Origin of the sequence: Salipiger thiooxidans, assembly GCF_900102075.1 — a bacterium.
Classification (GTDB): Bacteria; Pseudomonadota; Alphaproteobacteria; order Rhodobacterales; family Rhodobacteraceae; genus Salipiger; species Salipiger thiooxidans.
The window spans coordinates 252,605-275,779 of the sequence record NZ_FNAV01000006.1 but is presented as its reverse complement, the minus strand read 5'-3'; the positions used below and the strand labels follow the sequence as shown (position 1 = coordinate 275,779).

General features: G+C 68.4%; 23 protein-coding genes. 9 read left to right on the top strand and 14 right to left on the bottom strand.

Translation table 11 applies throughout. From position 1 onward, the window contains the following. Nucleotides 1–7 precede the first annotated feature (7 nt). From rsfS to BLQ77_RS11320, 3 genes are all read right to left on the bottom strand, one after another. A complete protein-coding gene (rsfS, locus tag BLQ77_RS11330; RefSeq protein ID WP_089959040.1) occupies nt 8–379 on the bottom strand; it encodes a ribosome silencing factor in 372 nt (123 codons plus the stop codon). Between the two features lie 262 nt (nt 380–641). Next, nucleotides 642–2,975 carry an aldehyde dehydrogenase family protein gene (locus BLQ77_RS11325; RefSeq protein ID WP_089959037.1) on the bottom strand — a complete coding sequence of 778 codons (2,334 nt, stop codon included), beginning with the start codon at nt 2,973–2,975 and terminating at the stop codon, nt 642–644. A gap of 96 nt (nt 2,976–3,071) precedes the next feature. Continuing rightward, nucleotides 3,072–5,075: a transglycosylase domain-containing protein gene (locus tag BLQ77_RS11320; protein WP_242661687.1), complete on the bottom strand. Its 2,004-nt coding sequence runs from the start codon at nt 5,073–5,075 to the stop codon at nt 3,072–3,074. Between BLQ77_RS11320 and BLQ77_RS29315 the strand changes: the two genes are divergently transcribed. From BLQ77_RS29315 to BLQ77_RS11300, 5 genes are all read left to right on the top strand, one after another. Then, on the top strand, nt 5,050–5,226 hold the full coding sequence (locus BLQ77_RS29315; protein WP_242661686.1) for a hypothetical protein: 177 nt from the start codon (nt 5,050–5,052) through the stop codon (nt 5,224–5,226). The two genes, BLQ77_RS11320 and BLQ77_RS29315, sit on opposite strands and share 26 nt — an antisense overlap. Nucleotides 5,227–5,532: 306 nt before the next feature. Then, nucleotides 5,533–5,871, top strand: a complete 339-nt coding sequence (locus BLQ77_RS11315) for a P-II family nitrogen regulator (protein ID WP_008883046.1) — start codon at nt 5,533–5,535, stop codon at nt 5,869–5,871. 38 nt (nt 5,872–5,909) lie between these two features. Further along, nucleotides 5,910–7,247: an ammonium transporter AmtB gene (amtB, locus tag BLQ77_RS11310; protein ID WP_008882984.1), complete on the top strand. Its 1,338-nt coding sequence runs from the start codon at nt 5,910–5,912 to the stop codon at nt 7,245–7,247. Between the two features lie 250 nt (nt 7,248–7,497). Further along, complete coding sequence (locus BLQ77_RS11305; protein ID WP_008883399.1) at nt 7,498–7,899, top strand: hypothetical protein; 402 nt, start codon at nt 7,498–7,500, stop codon at nt 7,897–7,899. Nucleotides 7,900–7,960: 61 nt separating this feature from the next. Beyond that, a complete protein-coding gene (locus tag BLQ77_RS11300) occupies nt 7,961–10,405 on the top strand; it encodes a pyrroloquinoline quinone-dependent dehydrogenase (RefSeq protein WP_089959026.1) in 2,445 nt (814 codons plus the stop codon). 406 nt (nt 10,406–10,811) lie between these two features. On the opposite strand, the gene BLQ77_RS11295 is transcribed toward BLQ77_RS11300, so the two are convergent. From BLQ77_RS11295 to recO, 5 genes are all read right to left on the bottom strand, one after another. Beyond that, complete coding sequence (locus tag BLQ77_RS11295) at nt 10,812–11,582, bottom strand: FCD domain-containing protein (RefSeq protein ID WP_040383648.1); 771 nt, start codon at nt 11,580–11,582, stop codon at nt 10,812–10,814. A gap of 68 nt (nt 11,583–11,650) precedes the next feature. Continuing rightward, on the bottom strand, nt 11,651–12,097 hold the full coding sequence (locus tag BLQ77_RS11290) for a molybdenum cofactor biosynthesis protein MoaE (RefSeq protein ID WP_008883473.1): 447 nt from the start codon (nt 12,095–12,097) through the stop codon (nt 11,651–11,653). 4 nt (nt 12,098–12,101) lie between these two features. Continuing rightward, a complete protein-coding gene (gene moaD / locus BLQ77_RS11285) occupies nt 12,102–12,350 on the bottom strand; it encodes a molybdopterin converting factor subunit 1 (RefSeq protein WP_083791741.1) in 249 nt (82 codons plus the stop codon). Then, a complete protein-coding gene (gene pgsA, locus BLQ77_RS11280) occupies nt 12,347–13,012 on the bottom strand; it encodes a CDP-diacylglycerol--glycerol-3-phosphate 3-phosphatidyltransferase (protein ID WP_040383647.1) in 666 nt (221 codons plus the stop codon). Before pgsA ends, moaD begins: the two co-directional genes overlap by 4 nt. 51 nt (nt 13,013–13,063) lie before the next feature. Then, complete coding sequence (gene recO / locus BLQ77_RS11275) at nt 13,064–13,792, bottom strand: DNA repair protein RecO (RefSeq protein WP_089959023.1); 729 nt, start codon at nt 13,790–13,792, stop codon at nt 13,064–13,066. Between the two features lie 55 nt (nt 13,793–13,847). Here recO and BLQ77_RS11270 point away from each other — a divergent pair, with 55 nt between their 5' ends. Further along, a complete protein-coding gene (locus BLQ77_RS11270) occupies nt 13,848–14,450 on the top strand; it encodes a Pr6Pr family membrane protein (RefSeq protein ID WP_089959019.1) in 603 nt (200 codons plus the stop codon). A 223-nt stretch (nt 14,451–14,673) separates the two neighbouring features. On the opposite strand, the gene BLQ77_RS11265 is transcribed toward BLQ77_RS11270, so the two are convergent. From BLQ77_RS11265 to lepB, 6 genes are all read right to left on the bottom strand, one after another. Then, entirely contained in the window at nt 14,674–15,003 is a 330-nt protein-coding gene (locus BLQ77_RS11265) for a DUF1491 family protein (protein WP_089959016.1), read from the bottom strand. Between the two features lie 4 nt (nt 15,004–15,007). Then, a complete protein-coding gene (era, locus tag BLQ77_RS11260) occupies nt 15,008–15,913 on the bottom strand; it encodes a GTPase Era (RefSeq protein ID WP_089959012.1) in 906 nt (301 codons plus the stop codon). Between the two features lie 141 nt (nt 15,914–16,054). After that, nucleotides 16,055–16,261, bottom strand: a complete 207-nt coding sequence (locus tag BLQ77_RS11255; RefSeq protein WP_089959009.1) for a hypothetical protein — start codon at nt 16,259–16,261, stop codon at nt 16,055–16,057. Between the two features lie 86 nt (nt 16,262–16,347). Then, nucleotides 16,348–17,253 carry a DMT family transporter gene (locus BLQ77_RS11250; RefSeq protein WP_089959006.1) on the bottom strand — a complete coding sequence of 302 codons (906 nt, stop codon included), beginning with the start codon at nt 17,251–17,253 and terminating at the stop codon, nt 16,348–16,350. Then, a complete protein-coding gene (gene rnc / locus BLQ77_RS11245) occupies nt 17,246–17,929 on the bottom strand; it encodes a ribonuclease III (RefSeq protein ID WP_008883420.1) in 684 nt (227 codons plus the stop codon). The genes BLQ77_RS11250 and rnc overlap by 8 nt, the downstream gene beginning before the upstream one ends. Next, nucleotides 17,926–18,759 (bottom strand): signal peptidase I, encoded by an 834-nt coding sequence (gene lepB / locus BLQ77_RS11240; RefSeq protein WP_040383644.1) that lies wholly within the window; start codon nt 18,757–18,759, stop codon nt 17,926–17,928. The genes rnc and lepB overlap by 4 nt, the downstream gene beginning before the upstream one ends. A 335-nt stretch (nt 18,760–19,094) precedes the next feature. Between lepB and glpD the strand changes: the two genes are divergently transcribed. From glpD to BLQ77_RS11225, 3 genes are all read left to right on the top strand, one after another. Beyond that, the gene (gene glpD / locus BLQ77_RS11235; protein WP_089959002.1) at nt 19,095–20,684 is read left to right on the top strand and encodes a glycerol-3-phosphate dehydrogenase; all 1,590 of its coding nucleotides are present in this window, start codon (nt 19,095–19,097) and stop codon (nt 20,682–20,684) included. A 91-nt stretch (nt 20,685–20,775) separates the two neighbouring features. Further along, nucleotides 20,776–22,260, top strand: coding sequence for a glycerol kinase GlpK (gene glpK, locus BLQ77_RS11230; RefSeq protein WP_089958999.1), 1,485 nt, complete (start codon nt 20,776–20,778; stop codon nt 22,258–22,260). A gap of 159 nt (nt 22,261–22,419) precedes the next feature. Beyond that, nucleotides 22,420–23,160 carry an aspartate/glutamate racemase family protein gene (locus BLQ77_RS11225; RefSeq protein WP_089958994.1) on the top strand — a complete coding sequence of 247 codons (741 nt, stop codon included), beginning with the start codon at nt 22,420–22,422 and terminating at the stop codon, nt 23,158–23,160. The last annotated feature ends 15 nt before the right edge of the window (nt 23,161–23,175 follow it).

Here is a 23,175-nt window from a genome sequence, read left to right as displayed (position 1 = left end):
GTTTTCGTCAGACGGCGTTGGTCGCGGTCTTGCCGATCGGCATCCACATCTTCTCGAGCTGGTAGAACTCGCGGACTTCGGGACGGAAGACGTGGACGACGACGTCGCCCGTGTCGATCAGCACCCAGTCGCCGGTTTCCTGGCCTTCGGATTTCGAAAGCACTCCCAGCTCATGCTTGAGATCCTCGGCGAGCTTGTCGGCAATCGACACCACCTGGCGCGACGACCGGCCCGAACAGATCACCATGTGATCGCAGACGGAGGTCTTGCCGCGCAGGTCGATCTGCACGACGTCTTCCGCCTTGTTGTCATCGAGGATCTTGAGGACCGTTGCGAGAATCTGCTCGCTCGTGACCTTGGAGTGGGGCAGGCCGCTCATGGGCGCCCCCGGCTCAGCGGCACCGGCCGCGTTCGCAGTAAGTGACAGGACATTGTCCTCCTTCTAGACAAGCGCCGAAAGCCACCCCGGCGCCGGGCGTAGGGAAAAGATAGCATCGGTAGTGTGAAATCTCAATGATCGCGGGGCCAGAGGGCCCAACGCCCGGCAGAGAAGAGGCCCGATACGTCCGAAAGCCGAAGAGAGTCAAGCCTGTCGCGACGGGCGGCGACTGGCCTGCCGGGCCTCACAGGGGCGCTCGAGGTTAGGCGCCCCAGGGAATCCACACGGTCTTGACCTCGGTCGCGGCGTCGAGGAACGCGCGCCCCTCGCCGTCGGCGCCCGTCCAGTCGCGGGCCGTGCCGTCGTTGACCCAGCTGCGCTTGAGGTTGCCCGCGGCGTGCCGTTCGACCACCTCCGAGAGCGGCGCGCCCGAGAAGCTCCAGACCGAGTCGACATCCGCGTGGCCCGCCAGCGTCGGCGCCAGCTCGGCGTGGCTGCCGGTCAGGATGTTGACCACGCCGCCGGGCACGTCCGAGGTGTCGAGCACCTGGTAGAACTCGGTGGCGGCCAGCGGGAAGGGCTCGGAGGCCACCAGCACGACGCGGTTGCCCATGGCGATGGCCGGGGCCATCAGCGATACCAGCCCGAGCAGCGGGTGCTGGTCGGGGCAGAGCCCGCCGATGACGCCACAGGGCGCGCGCATCGCCAGCGCCGTGCCGCGCAGGGGCACACCCGCGACGCGGCCGTCGAACTTGTCGCACCAGGCGGCGTAGGTGAAGAGCCGCTCGATCGAGGTCTCGACCTCCTTCGCGCCGTCGCGTCCGCCGGTCAGCCGGTCGAGCAGCGTGGCGAAGCCGTCGCTGCGGGCCGAGAGATTCTCGCCGATGTAGTAAAGCACCTGCGCGCGGTTGTGGGCCGAGGCCCCGGCCCAGCCGGCAGCGCCCCGCGCCGCCTCGACGGCGTTGCGGATATCCTTGCGGCTGGCGAGCGGCGCCTGCCCGATGAGGGCCCCGCGCTTGTCGTGCACGTTGCGGGCATAGCCGCCGTCGGGCCGGGCCTGCTTGCCGCCGATGTAGAGCTTGGCAGTGCGGTCGACCGGCTGCGGCTCGGCCTCGCCGCCGGGGAAGGCGGCGACGGGCTTGCCGGGCTTCGGCTTGCCGGCGGGCCTCGTGTAGGCGGTCAGGCCTTCGGGGCCGCCCTCGCGCCCGAAGCCGCTCTCGCGCAGGCCGCCGAAGGGCGCCGCCGCGTCAAACATGTTCGACCCGTTGATCCAGACCACGCCCGCGGCCAGCTTCGGCGCCACGTCGAGCGCCACGTTGATGTTCTCGGACCAGACCGAGGCGGCAAGCCCGTAGCGGGTGTTGTTGGCCATCTCCACCGCCTCGGAGGGCGTGCGGAAGGTGGCGGAGACCAGCACCGGCCCGAAGATCTCGTCCTGCATCAGCGCCGAGGCGGGGGCGAGGCCGGTGATCAGGGTCGGCGGATAGAAACAGCCCTCGGGGCAGGGGCCCGGCTGGAAGACCTCGCCGTCGCTGGCCGCCACCATCTCGGCGATGCGCTTGTGCTGGACCGGGTCGACGATGGCGCCGACGTCGATGCACTTGTCGAGCGGATCGCCGATGCGCAGTTTCTCCATCCGGGCCTTGAGCTTGGCGTGGAAGCGTCCGGCGACGCCCTCCTGCACCAGCAGCCGGGAGCCCGCGCAGCAGACCTGCCCGCCGTTGAACCAGATGGCATCGACCAGCCCCTCGACGGCGCTGTCGAGATCGGCGTCCTCGAAGACGATGTAGGGCGACTTGCCGCCAAGCTCGAGCGTCAGGGCCTTGCCGCTGCCGGCGGTGGCCTCGCGGATGCGGCGGCCGACTTCGGTCGAGCCGGTGAAGGCGATCTTGTCGACCTCGGACGCGACGATCATCTCGCCCACGGCACCGTCGCCGGTGACGATGTTCACGACGCCTTTGGGCAGCCCGGCCTGGCGGCAGATGTCTGCAAAGAGCAGCGCGGTGAGCGGGGTCCATTCGGCGGGCTTCAGCACCACGGTGTTGCCGGTGGCGAGCGCCGGGGCCACCTTCCACGCCAGCATCAGCAGCGGGAAGTTCCATGGGATGATCTGGCCGCAGACACCCATGGCCACGCGCCCGGGCATCTCGGAGGCCATGAGCTGGGCCGAGCCCGCGTGATAGTAGAAATGCCGCGCGGCGAGGGGCACGTCGATGTCGCGGCTCTCGCGGATTGGCTTGCCGTTGTCGAGCGTCTCGAGCACCGCGAAGAGCCGCGCGTGCTTCTGCAGGAGCCGCGCCAGCGCATAGAGATGCCGCGCCCGGCCCGGACCGCCCAGCTTTTCCCACTTGGGCTGTGCCGCGCGGGCGGCGGCGACGGCGGCATCGACATCCGCCTGCGTTGCCTGTGTCACCTTCGCGAGCAGCGCGCCGGTGGCGGGGTTGCGGCTTTCGAAGGTGTCGCCGGGGGCGGTGAAGGCGCCGTCGATGAACTGGCCGAAGCCGGTCTCCTGCGTGGCGAGCCAGGCCAGCGCTTCGGAGGCGCTTTCGGCGGAGGGACCGTATTCCATGGTCTCGAAGATCTCTTTCACGCTCATGCTCTGGCTCCTTCCTCCCGCGGCAGCGTCTTCGTTAGAGCCGGTCGGCGTGCCGAGGGGAAGTGAAATCCACCCCGGCGCGCCATCGCTCCGACGTCAGCGTCCGCCGAGCAGGTCGTTCAGCAGTTGCTGGATGAAGTTGTCGCGCTGCCGACGCTCGCGCGTGGGCTGGCGCTGCTGCTGCTGGGGCTGCTGTTCGGCCACCTGCGGCGCGGGTTCCGACGGCGGGATCGCGGGCAGCGGGCGCTTCTCAAGCCCCTCGCTGACGCGCGACATGGTCTCGCGCCAGATGTCCGCAGGCAGGCCGCCGCCGGTCACGCCGTTGAGCGGCGAGTTGTCGTCGTTGCCCATCCAGACGCCGACCACGTAATCGGCGGTGAAGCCGATGAACCACGCATCCCGGGCATCGTTCGAGGTGCCGGTCTTGCCCGCCGCCTCGCGCCCGTCGGGCAGCTTGGCGCGGCCGCCGGTGCCGTCGTTGATGACGTGCTGCATCATCCACACCAGCTGGCCCGCGGCCTCCTGCTGGATGACGCGTTCCTGGATGCCCGAGCTCTGGCTCACCAGCGGGGTGTCGTCGCCCTTCACCCGCAGCTCGACCTGGCCGTAGGGCACCACGCGCGAGCCGCCGTTGAGGAAGCCCGCGTAGGCGGCGGTCATCTCGAGCAGCGTCGCCTCGGAGGTGCCGAGCGCCATGGCAGGGGTGTCGTTGAGGTCGGAATGGATGCCGAAACCGGTCGCCACCTTGCGCACGAGATCGCGGCCCACGCCCTCGGAGATCTTGATCGCGGGGATGTTGAGCGACTGCGCCAGCGCCTGCGTGAGCGTCACGCGGCCCTTGTAGTTGCGGGTGTAGTTCTCGGGGCACCACTGGCCGGAGCCGGGGATGTTCATGCAGAAGGGCTCGTCCACGACGGTGTCGTAGGGCGAATGGCCGAGTTCCAGCGCGGTGGCATAGATGAACGGTTTGAACGACGAGCCGGTCTGCCGCTTGGCCTGCGTGGCGCGGTTGAACACGCCCGAGACGCCGGTTTTCTTGCCGCCCACGATGGCGCGCACGGCGCCGTCCGACGACATCACCACGATTGCCGCCTCGACCACCGAGCCGGGCTTGGTGACCTTCTCGGCGTAGACCTTGTTCATCGCGTCCTCGGCAGCGCGTTGCAGGCGCTGGTCGAGGGTGGTGCGCACCACGAGGTCCTCGGAGGTCTTCTTGGTGAAGGCGTTGTCCTCGAGGTCGGACATGATCCAGTCGGCGAAATAGCCTCCGGTCTTCGATTCGGCCTCTTCCGAAAGGGTCGCAGGGTTGGCCATGGCGGTGTCGAACTGCTGGTCGGTCAGGTAGCCCTGATCGTGCATCAGCCGCAGCACGGTCGAGGCGCGGGCCTGCGAGCGTTCGAGGTTGTTGGTGGGCGCAAGCGACGAAGGCGCGGTCAGCAGGCCCGCGAGCATCGCGGACTGCTGCGGGTTCAGCTCGCCCGCGTGTTTGCTGAAGTAGCGCTCGGCCGCGGCCTCGACGCCGTAGGCGCCGCCGCCCCAGTAGGCGCGGTTGAGGTAGATCGAGAGGATCTCGTCCTTGCTGTACTTGGCCTCCATCGCCATGGCGTAGAGCGCCTCCTTGCCCTTCCGGGCCAGCGAGGTCTCGCGGCAGTCGGCGACGTATTCGGCTTCGTTCTTCCACTGGGTCGGGTCGAACTCGACGCCGAGGCAGAGCAGCTTGGCGGTCTGCTGGCTGATCGTCGAGCCGCCGTGGCCCGAGAGCGGGCCGCGGCCTTCCGAGAGGTTGATGCGCACGGCGCTCGCGACACCGCGCGGCGACACGCCGAAGTGCTTGTAGAAGCGCTTGTCCTCGGTGGCGACGACGGCGTTCTTGAGGTGCGGGCTGACGCTGTCGGCGGTCACGGCACCGCCGAACTGGTCGCCGCGCCACGCGAAGATCGAGCCGTTGCGGTCCATCAGCGTGACCGAGCCGCGCGCCCGGCCGTCGAGCATCGCGTCATAGGAGGGCAGGGTGCTGTAGAAATAGGCGACGCCGAGACCCACGAGCAGGGCGACCACCGCGGTGACACGCCAGGTGATCGTCCAGATCAGCCCGAACATCCAGCCGAAGACGCCGAGGATGAACCCGACAACGGGGTTGCGGCGCGGCGCCTTGCGGCTGCGCGCGGTCGATCTCGCGGATTTCTTCGTCGTTGTTTTCGTGGGCTTCTTAGGGCTTTTGCTGGCGTTCTGCGGGCTCTTTCTGCTGTAGCGCCGTTCAGCAACCAGCCGGCCCTTGCCCCGGCCTGAATCACTCATGTCTCTTCTGCCCGGTGTTCTTGTGTTTGCACCGCAGAATAACGGCTTTGACCGGGGATGTAGACCGCGAAACGGTCACAATGACGAGTTTTTAGTGTGCCTATAATTCGTGCATCTGTTCAAAAACAGTACATTTCTTGATCATCCTTGGGGCGCAGCCCCAGCGTTACAAGCCCCGTTTCTTTCAAACCCGAGCCGTGGGCGTCTTCCTGCCACTGCATAGTGCAGGCTGCGGTCTGCGAAATCGAAAGGGACCAAGGTGAAACTGATCATTGCGACGATCAAGCCGTTCAAGCTCGAGGAGGTGCGTGAGGCGCTCACCGGAATCGGCGTGCGCGGCATGATGGTGACGGAAATCAAGGGCTTCGGCTCACAGTCTGGACACACGGAAATCTATCGCGGCGCAGAATACGCGGTGAATTTCGTGCCGAAGATCAAGCTGGAGATCGTGGTTGCGGCTTCCATGGCCGATCAGGTCGTCGAGACGATCACCAAGACCGCCCAGACCGGCAAGATCGGCGACGGCAAGATCTTTGTTCTGGACGTGCAGCAGGCCGTGCGTGTGCGCACCGGCGAAACCGACGCCGACGCGATCTGACCATCATCGGACCGCAGGATAATTAGGGACATCGCAACATGAAACTTCTCAAGACTCTCGCCCCGGTCGCCGCGCTGATCGCGCTGCCGTCGCTGGGCCTCGCGCAGGACGAGGGCCCCGTTCCGGGCGTGAACGCGTCGACTGACACGATCTTCATCCTCAACTCGCTGCTCTTCCTCATCGGCGGTTTCCTCGTGATGTGGATGGCCGCGGGCTTCGCCATGCTCGAGGCCGGCCTCGTCCGGTCCAAGAACGTCGCGATGCAGTGCATGAAGAACGTCGTGCTGTTCTCGCTGGCAGGCATCTTCTACTACCTCATCGGCTACAACCTGATGTACCCGCTCGGCACCTGGTCCATGGACGGCGTGCTGTCCGGCGTCTGGGGCCCGGCCGTTCTCGAAGCCGTCGGCGTGACCGCCGATGCCGCGGACGACTACTCCTACGCCTCGACCGGCTCGGACTTCTTCTTCCAGCTGATGTTCTGCGCAACCACCGCGTCGATCGTCTCCGGCACCCTCGCCGAGCGCATCAAGCTGTGGCCGTTCCTGATCTTCACCATCGTGCTCACCGCGATCATCTACCCGCTGCAGGCTTCCTGGAAGTGGGGCGGCGGCTTCCTCGACGAAGCGGGCTTCCTCGACTTCGCCGGCTCGACCGTCGTGCACTCGGTGGGTGGCTGGGCCGCACTGACCGGCGCCATCATCCTCGGACCGCGTATCGGCAAGTTCAAGGACGGCCGCGTCAACCCGATCCCGGGCTCGAACCTGACCCTCGCGACCCTCGGCACGTTCATCCTGTGGCTCGGCTGGTTCGGCTTCAACGGCGCATCGCAGCTTGCCATGGGCACCGTCGGTGACGTCGCAGACGTGTCGCGCATCTTCGCCAACACCAACATCGCCGCAGCCGGCGGTTCGGTGGCCGCGCTGATCATCACCCAGATCATGTACAAGAAGCCCGACCTCACCATGGTGCTGAACGGCGCCCTCGCAGGCCTCGTCTCGATCACCGCAGAGCCGCTCACCCCGACGCTCGGCGCGGCGCTGATCATCGGCGCAATTGGCGGCATCATCGTGGTCTTCGCGGTTCCGATGATCGACAAGCTCAAGATCGACGACGTCGTGGGCGCCATCCCGGTCCACCTCATCTGTGGCATCTGGGGCACCATCGCCGTGGTCTTCACCAATGCCGACGCATCCTTCGCGACCCAGCTCTACGGCATCGTCGTGGTCGGCATCTTCACCCTCATCTCCTCCGCGGTCGTGTGGTTCATCCTCAAGCTGGTCATGGGCATCCGTGTCTCGGAAGAGGAAGAAATCGCGGGCCTCGACATGGGCGAACTGGGCATGGAGGCCTATCCCGAATTCTCCAAAGGCTGATCTCCTCCTTCCTATCAGCCTTTCGTGACCAACTGCCCGGGCGCTTGCGCCCGGGTTTTTTCTTGCCCGGAGGGTGGTTTGAGATGCCCCCGGACCGCTGTATTGCGGCCTGCTGAAAGAATTTCGTGATCGGCGGGAACCTTCCGAGCCGCACTTCCGTTCCATTGATGAGGGCCAGGTCATGGTCGGTGCCCCTCGTTGCCCGCCTCCCCGCCCTTGCCAAGCGAATAGACATGGAAGGGAGGTCTTCATGACCGCCACTTATGACACGTCCCGTGCCGGCAGCTCTGCGCGCGCCGAACCGCTGACGCACCCCGGCTGGGGAGTGAGGCTGCTCGGCTGGATCTGCGTGCTGTTCGGTCTCGTCATCGCCATCGGCGGCGTCTGGCTGATCGCGCTGGGGGGAAGCTGGTACTACGGGCTGGCCGGGCTCGGGCTGATCGGCACCGGCATCCTGCTCAACCACGGCCGCATGGCGGCGCTCTGGCTCTATCTCGTTGTCTGGATCGGCACCGTCGTCTGGGCCTGGTGGGAGGTCGGCGCCGACTGGTGGGCGCAGGTCCCGCGCATGGTCGCACCGACGGTGATCCTCGTGCTGCTGCTGCTCTGCATCCCCAACATCCGCCGCGTCGTGCGGCGCCCGGCCTACTGACCGGACCCAACTGACTGGACAAGGAGGGCAGGGCGCGCGCGCCGGCTCTCGAGGAGGTCTCATGACATACATTCATTCCCGCAGCCTGTCGGTGCTCGCCCTGACCGCCGCGCTCGCCGCCCCGCTGGCGCCGGCGCTGGCGCAGGACACCGCACCGGCTCCCGACACCGCCACCGGCAGCGAAGAGGGCGCCCCGCCCGAGGCGCAGGACGCCACCCCGGCGGAACCCGCGCCCGAGGCGCCCACCGCCACCGACGAAGACGCCCCCGCACCGGCCGGGGACGACAGCGCGCCGTCCACCGAGGGAGACATCGCCCCGCCCTCCGACAGGGACAGCGCATCGCCCACCGAGGAGGACAGCGCCGCCCCAGCCGAAGAGGCCCCGGCCCCGGCTGACGACACCGCCGCTCCGGCAGAAGAGGGTGCAGCCCCCGCCGAGGAGAGCGCGGCGCCGGCGGAAGACGCCGCCACAGCCCCCGGTGGCGACGGCGCGGCCACGGCGGAGGAACAAACCGCCGCCCCCGCCGAGGACAGCGCCATCCCCGAGCCGGCGGAAGCGCCCGGCAACGACTCCGCCCCCTACGCCGCCGTCACCCCGAGCGATGTCGGCAGCGACTGGCCGTTCTGGGGCGGCGACGAGGCGGCGCAGCGCTATTCGCCGCTCGACCAGATCACCCCCGAGAACGTCGCCGGGCTCGAACGGGCCTGGGTCTATCACACCGGCGACCTGCCGAGCGGCGCGGCCGAGGGCAAGTACTCGCCCGAGAACACCCCGCTCAAGGTCGGAGACGACCTCCTGATGTGCACCGCCATGAACATCCTCGTCTCTGTCGACGCCAGGACCGGCGAGGAGAACTGGCGCTACGATCCCGAAGTGCCGGCCGAGGCCATCCCCTACGGCGCCACCTGCCGCGGCGTCTCGGTCTGGACGGACCCGGCCAAGGCCGAGGGCGACGCCTGTCGCACCCGAGTCATCGAGGGCACCATCGACGCCCGCCTGATCGCTGTCGACGCGGCCACCGGCGAGCCCTGTGCCGAGTTCGGCGAGGCCGGCAACGTCGACCTCTGGGAGGGCATCGGCGACAAGGTCCCCGGCTGGTACGCGGTGACCGCGCCCCCCGCCATCGTGCGAGGCGTCGTCGTCACCGGCGCGCAGGTCAAGGACGGGCAGGCCGAGGACGCCCCCTCGGGCGTGATCCGCGGCTACGACGCCCGCAGCGGCGCGCTGGTCTGGGCGTGGGATCTCGCCGCCCCCGACGAGATGCGCAACGGCCCGCCCGAGGGCGGGACCTACACCCGCGGCACGCCCAACATGTGGACCACCGCGACTGGCGACGAAGAACTCGGCATGGTCTACCTGCCGCTCGGCAACTCGTCGGTGGACTACTGGGGCTCGAACCGCTCGGAGGTCGAGAACGACTACGCCACCTCGCTGGTGGCGCTCGACGCGACCACGGGCGAGGAGCGCTGGAAGTTCCAGACCGTGCGTCACGACGTCTGGGACTACGATCTCGGCAGCCAGGCCTCGCTGCTCGACTACCAGGGACAGAAGGCCATCCTGCTCGCCTCCAAGCAGGGCGACGTCTACATCCTGAACCGCGAGACCGGTGAGCCGCTGACCCCGGTGGGCGAGGTTACCGACCTGCCCGAGTCGCCGGTCGAGCCGGACTACGTCGCCGACAGCCAGCCGGTGTCCGAGTGGTTCGACATCCGCAAGCCGGACCTCACCGAGAAGGACATGTGGGGCTTCACCCCCATCGACCAGCTCTGGTGCCGGATCCGCTTCCGCCAGGCGCGCTATGACGGCTACCTGACGCCCCCGGGCGAGGACTGGTACATCCAGTATCCCGGCTACAACGGCGGCAATGACTGGGGCTCGGTCGCCATCGACCCCGAGCGCAACCTGATGATCATGAACTACAACGACGTGCCGAACTTCAACCGGCTGGTCCCGCGCGAGACCGCGGATGCCGAGGGCTGGAAGCCGATCAACGAGACCGGCAACGGCGGCGGTGCCGGCGCCGAGGGCGCGGGCGACCCGCAGGCCGGCGCGCCCTACGCGATCCAGGTGAACGCCGGCTGGCAGTCCGAACTCACCGGCATGCCCTGCACCCGCCCGCCCTACGGCGGGATCACCGCAGTCAACCTCGAGACCGGCAAACAGGTCTGGGACACGCCCATCGGCACCGCGCGCCGCAACGGGCCGTTCGGCATCCCCTCGATGCTGCCGGTCAAGATCGGCACGCCCAACAACGGCGGCTCGGTGGTCACCAAGGGCGGGCTGATCTTCATCGGCGCCGCCACCGACAACCTGTTCCGCGCCATCGACCTGCAGACCGGCGAGACGCTCTGGTCAGACGTGCTCGACCAGGGCGGGCAGGCGAACCCGATCACCTACGAGGTGGACGGCGAGCAATACGTCGTCATCGGACCGGGCGGTCACCATTTCATGCACACGCCGGTAGGGGACGCGCTGGTGGCCTACAAGCTGCCCTCGGGCTCGTAACCCCACGCCGCGCCATCCCGGCGCGGCGTCCTTCCCGCAGCTCCCCCTTCGCGCCTTCATCTTGCCGGTCAAATTCCCGGCGTAGCGTGCAGGTGGCGCTCGATCTGCGTATCCCCAACCCACCCAGAGACGCCGCACCACCCGAGCTCTCTGCCCTCGCCGCATCTCCCCAGCGCGCCGTCATGTGGTCAGGCACACTCCGGTGGATGACGCCACGTCGGGCCACGAACTGCCAAAGGACCCGTAACCCCACATCCACAAACGCCACGCCACCCCAGGGAAGCGTGCTCCCCACAGCTCCCCCTTGCGCCTTCATCTTGCCAGATAAACTCCGGGGGTGAGGCGCATCGCGCCGAGGGGGCAGCGCCCCCTCTCCAACGCCGCCAGAACATCCGGCGTCCCGACCTCAGCTCCGCGTCTTCACCCGCTCGAGCCTCTGCCGGGCGATGTCCTCGTTGCGCTCCGCCTGCCGGTCGGCGGCGAGCGCGCCTTCCACGTAGGCCAGGTGCGCCTCGACCGCCGCGCGCGAGGCGGCCGGATCGCGGGCCTGCAGCGCGGTGTTGATGGCCCGGTGCTGGTCGAGCAGCGCTTCGCGGGTGGTGCGTTGCTTGAACATGATCGAGCGGTTGTAGAACACCCCCTCGCGCAGCAGCTGGTACATCGAGCGCATCATGTGCAGCATCATGACGTTGTGGCTGGCCTCGATGATCGCAAGGTGGAAATCCGCGTCCAGCCGCGCCTCGTCCGCCGGGTTGCGGCGGCCATGCGCCGCCTCCATCTGGGCGAAGAGCGCGTCGATCACCTTGAGATCGCTCTCGGTGCCGCGGGTGGCGGCGCGCTCGGCGGCGAGCCCCTCCATGTCTCGGCGGAAGTCGAGGTAGTCGAAGACCGCCTCGTCATGGCGCGAGAAGAGCTGCACCAGCGTGTCGGAAAAGGCCGACCCCAGCGCCTCGGTGACGAAGATGCCGGCACCGGCCCGGGCGGTCAGCAGCCCGCGCGCCTGCAGGTCGGCCACCGCCTCGCGCAGGCTCGGGCGCGATACCCCCAGCCGCTCGGACAGCTCCCGCTCGGCGGGCAGCCGTTCGCCGGGGCGCAGGATGCCCCGCAGGATAAGCTCCTCGATCTGGCGCACGACGGCCGAGGCGAGTTTCTCCGGATGCACGGGGCGGAAGGGCATGGGGCAGTCCATCTGGCCTTGAATTGGTAAGATCATATGACCGCAGCCCCTGGCGAGGCAAGGCCGGCCTACCAGCGGTCGAGCGCCGCCTCGTCCTCGTCCCTGGCCGCGACCCACGCGGTGTCGCCGGCGCTGCGTTCCTTCTTCCAGAACGGCGCACGGGACTTCAGGTAGTCCATGAGGAATTCCGCTGCCTCGAAGGCGTCCTGCCGGTGCGGCGAGGCGGTGGCCACCATCATGATGCGCTCGCCCGGCGCCATCGGCCCGTGGCGGTGGATCACCAGCACCTCGCCCAGCGACCAGCGCGCCTGCGCCTCCTCGGCGATCTTGGTGAGCGCCTTCTCGGTCATGCCGGGGTAGTGCTCGATCTCCATGCCCTCGAGCGTGCCGGCGACATCGCGCACCACGCCGGTGAAGGTCACGACGGCGCCCAGATCGTGGCGCCCGGCGGCGAAGCCTTCGGCCTCGGCCCCGAAATCGAAGGGCTCCTGCTGGACGACAACCCGCAGCGCCATGGGCTCAGCCCCCGGTCATCGGCGGGAAGAAGGCAAGCTCGCGCACCCCCGCCAGCGGGGCGTCGAAATCCGCCAGCTCCTGGTCGACCGCCACCCGCAGCGCCGAGAGGTCGGCAAAGGCCGCCTCGTAGCGTTCCTCGCGCGCACGCAGTTCCTCGACCAGCTCGCGGACGGTGGTCGCCTGCGACTCGACCCGCTCCTTCGGCAGGCCGATGCGCTCGCGCACCCATGCGAAGTAGAGCACATCGATCATTTCGGATCCCTCAGGTGCGGCAGTGCCTTGGTGAAGTAGTCCCAGCCGGTGACCAGCGTCAGCGCGGCGGCGACCCAGAGCAGGGTCAGGCCGATGTGACCGGCGTAGAACATCCCCTGTTCCTTCCAGATCAGCCCGTGCGGGTCCGGGACCTCGCGGTCGAGGATGGCACCGACCTGTCCCGGGTCCAGCCCCTCGACGCTGACGGCGAGGTAATGCTCGAACACGCCCTGCGCGAAGAGCACCGCGATGGCGACCATCTGGAACGTCGTCTTCCACTTGGCGAGCTTGGTGACCTTGAGCGTACCGGCGGTGTCGCCGAGATACTCGCGCAGCCCCGAAACGAAGACCTCGCGGAAGAGGATGAAGGTCGCCGGCAGCACCAGCCACGGTGACATCGACGAGTAGCCCACGATCACCATCAGGGCGATCACAACCATCGCCTTGTCGGCGATGGGGTCGAGCATCGCGCCCATCTTCGATTCCAACGACCACGCCCGGGCGATGTAGCCGTCGAACCAGTCGGTGACGGCGGCGCTCACGAAGAGCAGCAGCGCGAACCAGTCGGCCAGCGGGCGCGAGAAATAGAGGAACATCACCGCCAGGCCGGGTGCGGCCAGAAGGCGGAGCGCGGTGAGGGTATTTGGCAGAGTCCAGCGCATGAGGGATACGTAGCGTTCTTTCCCGGGCGAGGGAAGGGACGCTGCGTCGACTTAGTTGACGGAGCGGGCCAGGCGCTCGACGAACTGCGCCCGGGCGGCGGGAAGCGGCCTGTCGCGGAGCTGGTTGGCGAGCCGGTTCTCAAGGAAGTGACCGGTGGTCTTCAGTCCGGCGAGGATCTCGTGATCGGGGGCGGGGCCGCGCCCCAGAAGCACGGGGGGCAGGGGCAGCAGCCGCTCCGCCCAGTCGCCCGCGCCCACCGCCGAGACCGCGCGGCCGGTGCGCGGCGAGACGAAATCCAGCGGCTCGTTGATGCCGGTGACGGCGCAGGCCGAGAGATCGAGCCCGAAACCCATCTCGTCGAGCAGCGCCATTTCCCAGCGCAGGTAGGCCAGCGGCCAGAGCTCGCGCTGGCCCAGGAGGTCGAGCAGGTTCTCGGAGCGCGCATAGAGCGCCGGGTGCGACTCGCGCTCGGGCAGGCAGAAGGCCAGCAGCGCCACCACCGCGTTGAGCCCCGCCAGCGACAGCCGGTCCGCCATCGCCGTCGCCGCGCGCGAGCGCTGCGGCTCGACCGTCCAGGCCCCCATGTGGTCCTCGAGCCGCGCCCGCCACGCCACGTCGAGCTGCGCGCCCGGTTGCAGCGAGGGCGCGATCCTGCGCGACGCCCCGCCGCGCAGCACGCCCATGTGGCGCCCGTGGCCGGCCGTGAAGATCTCGAGGATGGCGGAGGTCTCGCCATGCCTGCGGGCCGAGAGGAGTATGCCGGTGTCGCGCCAGTCCATGCGTCGGACTATCCGACGGCTTGCCCGCCGCCGCAAGTTGCGAGACCGTCGTTGCATGAGCCAGCCCGCCCGTGTCTTCGCCGCCATCATCGCCCTGCTGACCTTTGTCGCGCTGGGTGTGCAGTTCGCTGCCACCGCGCAGGAGAACCCGGACCACAGCGCGTTCGAGACCGCGTGGCGGCTGGCGCGCTTCTACACCATCCTGACCAACCTTCTGGTGGCGGTGACCTTCCTGCGCATCGCTTCTTCGGGGCGCATGGCGCGGCCCGCGTGGCTGGGCGGCGTGACGCTCTGGATCGCGATCACCGGCGTGGTCTACCACCTGCTGCTCGCCAGCCCGTGGGAGGGGCTCGGCCTCTCCGGGATCGCCGATGTCGGCCTGCACACGGTGACGCCGATCCTCGTGGTGCTGTTCTGGCTGGTCGCCGCGCCCAAGCACGGGCTGCGCTTCACCACGGCGCTGAGCTGGCTGCTCTGGCCGCTGGCCTACGTGGCCTACGCGCTGCTGCGCGGCCAGCTCGAGGGCATCTACCCGTATTTCTTCGTCGATCCGACACGGATCGGCTGGGGCGGGGTGCTGCGCTGGTCGGGGATGCTCTGCGCCGGCTTCACCGCTGCGGGCGGGCTGCAGGTCGGCATTGCGCGGCTCTTGCGCTAGGGGGAGCATGGCGGCGTCGCAGGGCGGTTGCGCTGAGTTTGCAGGCCGCCCGCAGCGGTGTTGCGCCGGGAAGGGCAGGCCGCATCGCACGGCTCGAGCGCAAGGAGGAAGCAATCCCTCACCGGGCGGCTCATGCGCTACCTAAGGGGAAACCGCGGCTCGGCGCCCCCGCGCCCTTAACAGCAAACCCTAACCACGCGGGGCTTGCGTCAGGAAGGGCAGTTCAGGCCAGACCTTCCTCGTCGAGCAGGTGGCGGCCCTGCCGGTCCTCGACCTCGATCACCCAGAGATCCGGGTCGAAGCTGCGCTGTTTTGCCACCGACGCATCGACCTCGCGCTCGTCGCCCGAGGTCAGCTCTTCCCAGCGCCGCTCGCCGCTCATCAGGTCGAAGCTGCGGGCAAAGGCCCGTGCCCGGCCATCGAGCGTCGCGAGCTTGACCAGCACCGCCCCGGCGCTGTCGTCGCCATGGGCGGTGACATAGGCGGGGATGTTCTGGAATGACAGCCGCGCCAGGTAGGCGTCGACCCAGAACCGGGTCGTGAGGCGGGCCATCGGCCTAGTTGCCGTCCTTGAAGTCGAGCCCCATCTCGGAATAACGCTCGGCCTCGTCCTGCCAGTTCTCGCGCACCTTCACCTGCAGGAAGAGGTGGATCTTGCGCCCGAGGAATTCCTCGATCTCGGCGCGGGCGGCCTGTCCGATGGCCTTGATCGTCTCGCCCTTGTGGCCCAGCACGATGCCCTTGTGGCCGTCGCGCGAGACATAGATGATCTGGTCGATGCGGGCGCTGCCGTCCTCGCGCTCCTGCCAGTGCTCGGTCTCGACGGTAAGCTGGTAGGGCAGCTCCTGGTGCAGCCGCAGGGTGAGCTTCTCGCGGGTCATCTCGGCCGCGATCATGCGCATCGGCAGGTCGGCGATCTGGTCCTCGGGGTAGAGCCACGGGCTCTCGGGGACCTCTTCGGCCAGCCACTTGCGCAGGTCGGCGACGCCGTAGCCGCGCTCGGCCGAAATCATGAAGGTGTTGGCAAAGGCGTAGCGGTCGTTCAGGTCCTTGGACAACGCCAGCAGCACCGGTGCCTCGACGCGGTCGATCTTGTTGATCGCCAGCGCCACCTTGCGACCGTGCGGCAGCTCGGCCAGCCCGTCGATGATGCGTTCGACGCCTTCGGTGACGCCGCGGTGGGCCTCGATCAGCAGCACGATGATGTCCGCGTCCGCAGCACCGCCCCAGGCGGCGGCGACCATCGCCCGGTCGAGCCGGCGGCGCGGCTTGAAGAGGCCGGGCGTGTCGACGAAGATCAGCTGGCTGTCACCCTCCATTGCCACGCCGCGGATGCGGGCGCGGGTCGTCTGCACCTTGTGCGTCACGATCGAGACCTTCGCCCCGACCATGCGGTTGGTGAGCGTGGATTTGCCCGCGTTGGGCTCTCCGATGAGGGCTATGAAGCCTGCGCGTGTGGTCATTGGGCGATCCGGTTCTGTGATCGGATGCCTTTACCTCATTGCGCCGGTGCGGACCAGTGCCCGCGTCGCCTTCGGTTCTGGCGGGCGACCCGAGTGCGGGCGTTCAGAATCCCGGACACCCGCCCGCTGCCCGCGCGGTACTTAGGTGCAGCCGATGCGGCAGAGGTCGCGCCCGGAGGTCGGGATCACCGAATTGATCTCGGCGCTGAGGTCGCCGTTGGTGTTGATGAGGAAGGCCGTGGACTCCCTGAGATCGACGTCGCTTGCGGTGTCGAGGGCGCTGGCGGGGGTGGCGCCGAGCAGGAACGCGGGGGCGAGAAGGGATCGGAGCCTCCGGAGGTGCTGCAATCTCTGCACTGTGCGTTGGGATCTCGCGCCGATTTCGGGCGAAACTTTTGGAGTGGCAAGGTTTCGGGACGATCGCGCGCGGCGGTTCAGCCTTTGCGGGCGCTGCGGATCAGGGTGTAGAGCCCGCTCGTGACGATCAGCGCGCCACCGGCGAGGGTCCAGAGGTCGGGGCGCTCGCCGAAGAAGAGGAAGGCGAAGAGCAACGCGACCAGCAGACGTGAGTAGCGGAACGGCGCGACCACCGAGACCTCGCCGCTGCGCATCGCGCGGGTGAGCGCGGTATAGGCGGTCACGCCCACGACGCCGGTCAGCAGCAGCCGCCAGAGCTCGCCCGCGTCGGGCAGGCGCGGCGGGGTCGGGTCGAAGGGCAGCATCAGCAGGCCCGCGGTGACGATGACCGCAAAGCCCAGAACGCCCAGCTGGTTGGCCGAGACCGCGGGCGGGCTCGCGCGGGTGAAGAGGTCGCGCATGGCGAATCCGATCATCCCAGCCACCGCCAGCAGCGCGTCGGGGCGGAAGGCGTCCGGGGTGGGGCGCAGGATCATCAGCACGCCGACGAAGCCGATGGCCATGGCGGCCCAGCGCCGGGGGCCCACCGTCTCGTTCAGCAGGAGCGCCGCGCCCGCGGTCACCACGAGCGGTGCCGCCTGAAGGATCGACGAGGTGACCGACAGCGGCGTGTAGGCCAGCGACAGGGCGAAGAACAGCCGCCCGACGATCTCGAAGAAGGTGCGGATCATCAGCGAGGGCCGCAGGATCGCCGGATGCAGCACCGGCTCGCCGGCGCGCAGCGTCATCAGCACGTAGAGCGTGGTGCCTGTCAGGCCGAAGATCAGCGTGGCGACCCCGGGGGGCAGGGCGGGGGTGACGGATTTGAAGAGCGAATCCTCGACCGCGAAGAGTGTCATGGCGATGACCATGAAGAGCGCGCCAAGGGCGTTGCCGCGCGCGCCGGGCCCGCTGCCCGGGCCCGGCCCGACGCCGTCAGCCATTGGTCACCTTGTCGAGAAGCCCCGAGGCGGCCTGCTGTTCGGCCTTGCGCTTGGAGCCGGCGGTGGCACGCGCCGCGGCGCCGTTCTCGAGCCTGGCCTCGATGGTGAAGACTGGTGCGTGGTCCGGCCCCTCGCGGGCGACCTCGGTGTAGCTCGGCGGCACCATGCCGCGCGCCTGAGCCCATTCCTGCAGAGAGGTCTTGGCGTCGCGCGCGTCTTCCTCGACCCGCGCGATGCGGTCGCCCCAGAGCCGCAGCACCAGCGCCTTGGCGGTGCCGAACCCGGCGTCGAGATAGACCGCCGCGATCACCGCCTCCATGGCGTCGCCCAGCAGCGCCATCTTGCGCCGCCCGCCGGACATCATCTCGGAGCGCCCGAGCTTCAGCGCGGCCCCGAGGTCGATTTCGCGGGCGACCTCGGCGCAGGCTTCCTTGCGCACCAGCGCGTTGAAGCGGGGTGCCAGCTGGCCTTCGCTGGCGCCGCGATCTTCGGACAGCAGCGCCTCGGCCATGACAAGGCCCAGCACGCGGTCGCCGAGGAACTCGAGCCGCTGGTTGTCCTCGCGGCCCGGCGCGGACATCGACGAATGGGTGAGCGCGCGGCGCAGCCGCTCCGGGTCGGCGAAGCGGTGGCCGAGACGCTGCTCGAGCGCGGCTATCTCGGCAGAGCGTTTCATTGCAGTTTGTGGAAGAAGCGGTTGGCGCGCCAAGTCCAGAAGTAGAGCATGGAGTTGCCCGCGGACGAGAACACCACGCGATTGGCCTTGCCGATCAGGTTTTCGAAGGGAACGAAGCCGACGCCACCTGCGGCGTTCGGCACGCGGCTGTCGGACGAGTTGTCGCGGTTGTCGCCCATCATGAAATAGTGACCAGCGGGCACGGTGTAGACTCCGGTATTGTCCGATCCCTGCATCGCGATGTTCAGGATGTCATGAGTCTTGCCGTTCGGAAGGGTCTCGGTCCAGCGCGATTTCTCGCAGGTGCCGCCGGTGCCCACCGGGCCGTTCTCGCAGCGCGGGCGTAGCTGCTGCGGGCCCTGCGGCTCGGCGACCTCGGTGAAGGTGCCGTTGCGCTCGACCTGGACGGGCTCATCGTTGATGTAGAGCAGGCCGTTTTTGACCTGGATGCGGTCGCCGGGCAGTCCGATCAGGCGCTTGATGAAGTCGGTGCCGTGGACCGGGTGGCGGAACACCACGATGTCGCCGCGCTCGGGCTCCGAGCCGAAAAGGCGCTCGTTGTCGCCGCCGAGCCATCCGCAGATGTCCTTGGCGTCGATGTCGATGCCGATCTGCGGCAGGCGGATCGAGGGGCAGGAGGCGTAGGAATAGCCGTAGCTCATCTTGTTCACGAACAGGAAGTCGCCGATCAGCAGCGTGTCCTTCATCGAACCCGAGGGAATCCAGAACGGCTGGAAGAACAGGGTGCGGAAAACGCCTGCGATCAGCAGGGCGTAGACGATCGTCTTGACGGTCTCCAGGATCCCGCCCTTTTCCTTCTCTTTCGCCATGAACACTGCCTCTTGTTCCGGTTGCTCCGGTTTCATGGGGGGGAGGCCCCGAAGTGTCAAGGCGGCAGCCGGTCCCGGCCGTCGCGCGCCCCGGGCCGGGCCGCCTGACCCGGCGATCCGAGGCCCGGACCGGTTCGCGGTTTTTCGCAAACCTCGGGCGAGGGGCGGAACATTCGGTGGGGCCATTGGATTGAGTTAGGAAACCCTCGGAAACCGTCGCCCGGCACGATTGCCGGTGACGGGAAAACGAACGAAAACGAAAACCAACGGTTGCGAAACGCGCAATCATGGTCGTATCACTGTGGCGCCGGAACAAGCAGAAGGCAGGGCAACTCATGGAAGAGAGCGACGCGACGGACCTCTTTATCATCGGTGGTGGCATCAACGGCTGCGGCATCGCACGCGACGCCGCGGGCCGCGGCCTCTCGGTCACGCTGGCAGAGATGAACGACCTTGCCTCCGCCACGTCCTCTGCCTCGACCAAGCTCTTCCACGGCGGCCTGCGCTACCTCGAGTACTTCGAATTCCGCCTCGTCCGCGAAGCGCTGATCGAGCGCGAGACCCTGCTGCGCGCGATGCCCCACATCAGCTGGCCGATGCGCTTCGTGCTGCCCTACCACCCTTCGATGCGGTTCGAGAGCGAGACGCCGACCTCGAAGCTTCTTACGACCGTGATGCCGTGGATGAAGGGCCGCCGCCCGGCCTGGCTGATCCGGCTGGGGCTCTTCATGTACGACCATCTCGGTGGCCGGAAGATCCTGCCCGGCACCACCTCGCTGAGCCTGCCCGGCACCCCCGAGGGCGCGCCGATCGACGACCGCTTCGAGACCGCCTACGAATATTCCGACTGCTGGGTGCAGGATTCGCGCCTCGTGGTGCTGAACGCCCGCGATGCCGAGGCGCGCGGCGCGACCATCCTCACCCGCACCAAGGTGCTCTCGGCGGCGCGCGAGTACGGCGTCTGGCGGGTCGAGACCCGTGATACCGAGACCGGCGAGACCGCCGTGCACCGTGCGCGGATGCTGGTGAACGCGGGCGGTCCGTGGGTCGGCGAGATCATCAAGGACACCGTTCATCTCAACGTGAACGAAGGTGTGCGGCTGGTGCGCGGCTCGCACATCGTTACGCGCAAGCTCTACGATCATGACAAGTGCTACTTCTTCCAGGGCACCGACGGGCGGATCATCTTCGCCATTCCCTACGAGCAGGATTTCACCCTGATCGGCACCACCGACGCGGAACACCACGACCCCGACAGCCCGCCGGTCTGTACCCCCGAGGAACGCGATTACCTGATCGCCTTCGCCAACCGCTACTTCAAGCGCGAGATCACGAAGGACGACGTGGTCTGGACCTATTCCGGCGTGCGGCCGCTCTACGATGACGGCGCGACCAGCGCCACGGCGGCGACACGGGACTACACGCTCAAGGTCGAGGGCGCCGGCGGGGCGCCGGTGCTGAACGTGTTCGGCGGCAAGATCACCACCTACCGGCGCCTGGCCGAGGGCGCGATGGCCCGCATCGGAGAGCACATCAGCGGCGTCACCGACCCGTGGACCGCCGGCGCGCCGCTGCCCGGCGGGGATTTCCCGGCGGATGGCGTCGACCGCCAGATCTTCGATCTGCAGAAGGCCTGCCCGTTCCTGTCGGACCGCTGGGCCCGGCGGCTGGTGCGCACCTACGGCACCGAGGCGGTGCAGGCGCTGGGCTCTCCGCGCATCGCCGACGACCTCGGACCGGATTTCGGTGCGACGCTCTGCGGTGCCGAGGTCGACTGGCTGATGACCAAGGAATTCGCCCGCACCGCCGAGGACGTGCTCTGGCGGCGCACAAAGCTGGGCCTGCACCTGTCGGAGCCGCAGGTCGCTGCGCTCGAGGATTACATGGCGGCGCGGCGCCGGCACGAGACCCGGGCCGTGGGCTGAGCGACAGGCAAAATGATCGGGGCGAATTGACATCGCCCGCAAACTGTTGCGGCCTGAGCGCCGCGTGTGACGCAGACTATCGGGGGGAGAGATGGGTTACATTCTAGCGATCGACCAGGGCACCACGTCGAGCCGGGCCATTCTGTTCGACAAGGACCTGAAGATTGCCGCCATCGCGCAGGAGGAGTTCGCCCAGCATTATCCGCATTCGGGCTGGGTCGAGCACGACTGCTCGGACCTGTGGACCACCACCGCCGCGACCTGCCGCGGGGTGATGGAGAAGGCGGGGCTGGGCGCCGCGGACATCGCCGGCATCGGCATCACCAACCAGCGCGAGACGACGCTGGTCTGGGACCGCAACACCGGCCAGCCGGTCTATAACGCCATCGTCTGGCAGGACCGGCGCACCTCGGAGTTCTGCAAGGCGCTGAAGGCCGAGGGCCACGAAGAAACGGTGACCCGCAAGACCGGGCTGTTGCTCGACCCGTATTTCTCGGGCACCAAGGTGGCGTGGATCCTCGACAATGTCGAGGGCGCGCGGGCCCGGGCCGAGGCCGGAGAGCTGGTCTTCGGCACCGTGGACACCTGGCTCATCTGGAAGATGACCGGCGGGCGCGAGCACGTCACCGACGCCACCAACGCCGCCCGCACCATGCTCTACGACATCCGCCACGGGCGCTGGTCCTCGACCATGTGCGAGCTGCTCGGCATCCCCATGTCGATGCTGCCCGAGGTGCGCGATTGCGCCGCCGATTTTGGCATGGCGCGCGCCGATCTCTTTGGCACCGAGATCCCGATCCTCGGCGTCGCGGGCGACCAGCAGGCGGCGACCATCGGGCAGGCCTGCTTCCGGCCGGGGATGCTCAAGTCCACCTACGGCACCGGCTGCTTTGCGCTTCTGAACACCGGCGAGGAGCTGGTGACCTCGCAGAATCGGTTGCTCTCGACCATCGCCTACCAGCTCGACGGCAAGCGGACCTATGCGCTCGAGGGCTCCATCTTCATCGCGGGCGCGGTGATCCAGTGGCTGCGCGACGGGCTCAAGGTGATCCGCGAAGCGCGCGAGAGCCAGCCACTGGCCGAGGCCGCCGATGCCGCGCAGGGGATCGTGCTGGTGCCGGCCTTCACCGGCCTCGGTGCGCCCTACTGGAACGCCGAATGCCGGGGCGCGGTCTTCGGGCTCACCCGCAACAGCGGCCCGGCCGAGCTTGCCCGCGCGGCGCTTGAGAGCGTCGGCTACCAGACCCGAGACCTGCTCGAGGCGATGCACGCCGACTGGACCGGCGCCGATGACACGGCGCTGCGCGTCGACGGCGGCATGAGCGCCAGCGACTGGGCGATGCAGTTCCTCGCCGACATCACCGGCGCATCGGTCGACCGGCCGCAGGTGCTCGAGACCACGGCGATGGGCGCAGCCTGGCTCGCCGGGCAGCGGGCGGGGATCTACCCGGACATGGAGGGCTTCGCCGCGACCTGGGCGCTGGAGCGCAAGTTCGAGGCAGCCATGGACGCGGACCTGCGCGAAGAGAAATACGCCGCGTGGAAGCGCGCGGTGGCCGCGGCGCAGGCGTTCTGAGCGACCGCCTGGGGTAAGCGCTTCTCCGGGGCAGGGCGCCCGGCCGGTTGGTCACCCTGCGGGCAATGCTGGTCCTGGCCTTGGGCATCAGAAGCGGCACCCCTTGACACTGCCCGCGCCCGGGCGCGTTCTGCGCCGGGTGCGGACAGGAGAGCGACGATGACGACCGAACGCGGCGGCAAGACCGTCTTTGGGGCCAACCTGGGCATCCTGATGCTCGAGACGCGGTTCCCGCGCATTCCCGGAGACATCGGCAACGCCGCCACCTGGCCCTTCCCGGTGCAGTTCCGCATCGTGCGCAGCGCGACCCCGGAGAAGGTGGTGCGGCAGGACGCGCGGGTGCTGGTCGATCTTTTCATCGCCGCGGCGCAGGATCTGGTGGCGCATGGCTGCGACGGCATCACCACCAACTGCGGTTTCCTCTCCATCGTGCAGGACCAGATCGCCAGCGCCGTGCCGGTGCCGGTGGCGACCTCGTCGCTGATGCAGGTGCCGATGGTGCAGGCGATGCTGCCGCCGGGCAAGCGCGTGGGCATCCTGACGATCTCGGCCTCGACCCTCACCGACGCCCACCTTGCGGCGGCGAACGTGCCGCTCGACACACCGATCATGAGCACCGAGGCGGGGACCGAGTTTACCCGCGCGATCCTCGGCGACGAGCTCGACATCGACTTCGACGCCTGCCGCCGCGACCTGCTGCAGGCCGGTCGGGCGCTGGTGAGCCAACACCCCGAGGTCGGGGCCATCGTGCTCGAATGCACCAACATGACGCCCTATGCGGCGGACCTGCGCAAGGCGCTGGGGCTGCCGGTCTTCTCGATCTACACCTTCCTGCGCTGGTTCCACCAGTCGCTGGCCCCGGACCGCTTCGCCGCCGGGCTCGACGATCCACGCTACTGACATTTGGGGGCCAAG

Coding starts and splice junctions, on each gene's coding strand:
- rsfS (WP_089959040.1), bottom strand. CDS start 379: ATGAGCGGCCTGCCCCACTCCAAGGTCACGAGCGAGCAGATTCTCGCA.
- BLQ77_RS11325 (WP_089959037.1), bottom strand. CDS start 2,975: ATGAGCGTGAAAGAGATCTTCGAGACCATGGAATACGGTCCCTCCGCC.
- BLQ77_RS11320 (WP_242661687.1), bottom strand. CDS start 5,075: ATGTTCGGGCTGATCTGGACGATCACCTGGCGTGTCACCGCGGTGGTC.
- amtB (WP_008882984.1), top strand. CDS start 5,910: ATGAAACTTCTCAAGACTCTCGCCCCGGTCGCCGCGCTGATCGCGCTG.
- BLQ77_RS11305 (WP_008883399.1), top strand. CDS start 7,498: ATGACCGCCACTTATGACACGTCCCGTGCCGGCAGCTCTGCGCGCGCC.
- BLQ77_RS11300 (WP_089959026.1), top strand. CDS start 7,961: ATGACATACATTCATTCCCGCAGCCTGTCGGTGCTCGCCCTGACCGCC.
- BLQ77_RS11295 (WP_040383648.1), bottom strand. CDS start 11,582: ATGCCCTTCCGCCCCGTGCATCCGGAGAAACTCGCCTCGGCCGTCGTG.
- BLQ77_RS11290 (WP_008883473.1), bottom strand. CDS start 12,097: ATGGCGCTGCGGGTTGTCGTCCAGCAGGAGCCCTTCGATTTCGGGGCC.
- moaD (WP_083791741.1), bottom strand. CDS start 12,350: ATGATCGATGTGCTCTACTTCGCATGGGTGCGCGAGCGCATCGGCCTG.
- pgsA (WP_040383647.1), bottom strand. CDS start 13,012: ATGCGCTGGACTCTGCCAAATACCCTCACCGCGCTCCGCCTTCTGGCC.
- recO (WP_089959023.1), bottom strand. CDS start 13,792: ATGGACTGGCGCGACACCGGCATACTCCTCTCGGCCCGCAGGCATGGC.
- BLQ77_RS11270 (WP_089959019.1), top strand. CDS start 13,848: ATGAGCCAGCCCGCCCGTGTCTTCGCCGCCATCATCGCCCTGCTGACC.
- BLQ77_RS11265 (WP_089959016.1), bottom strand. CDS start 15,003: ATGGCCCGCCTCACGACCCGGTTCTGGGTCGACGCCTACCTGGCGCGG.
- era (WP_089959012.1), bottom strand. CDS start 15,913: ATGACCACACGCGCAGGCTTCATAGCCCTCATCGGAGAGCCCAACGCG.
- BLQ77_RS11250 (WP_089959006.1), bottom strand. CDS start 17,253: ATGGCTGACGGCGTCGGGCCGGGCCCGGGCAGCGGGCCCGGCGCGCGC.
- rnc (WP_008883420.1), bottom strand. CDS start 17,929: ATGAAACGCTCTGCCGAGATAGCCGCGCTCGAGCAGCGTCTCGGCCAC.
- lepB (WP_040383644.1), bottom strand. CDS start 18,759: ATGGCGAAAGAGAAGGAAAAGGGCGGGATCCTGGAGACCGTCAAGACG.
- glpD (WP_089959002.1), top strand. CDS start 19,095: ATGGAAGAGAGCGACGCGACGGACCTCTTTATCATCGGTGGTGGCATC.
- glpK (WP_089958999.1), top strand. CDS start 20,776: ATGGGTTACATTCTAGCGATCGACCAGGGCACCACGTCGAGCCGGGCC.
- BLQ77_RS11225 (WP_089958994.1), top strand. CDS start 22,420: ATGACGACCGAACGCGGCGGCAAGACCGTCTTTGGGGCCAACCTGGGC.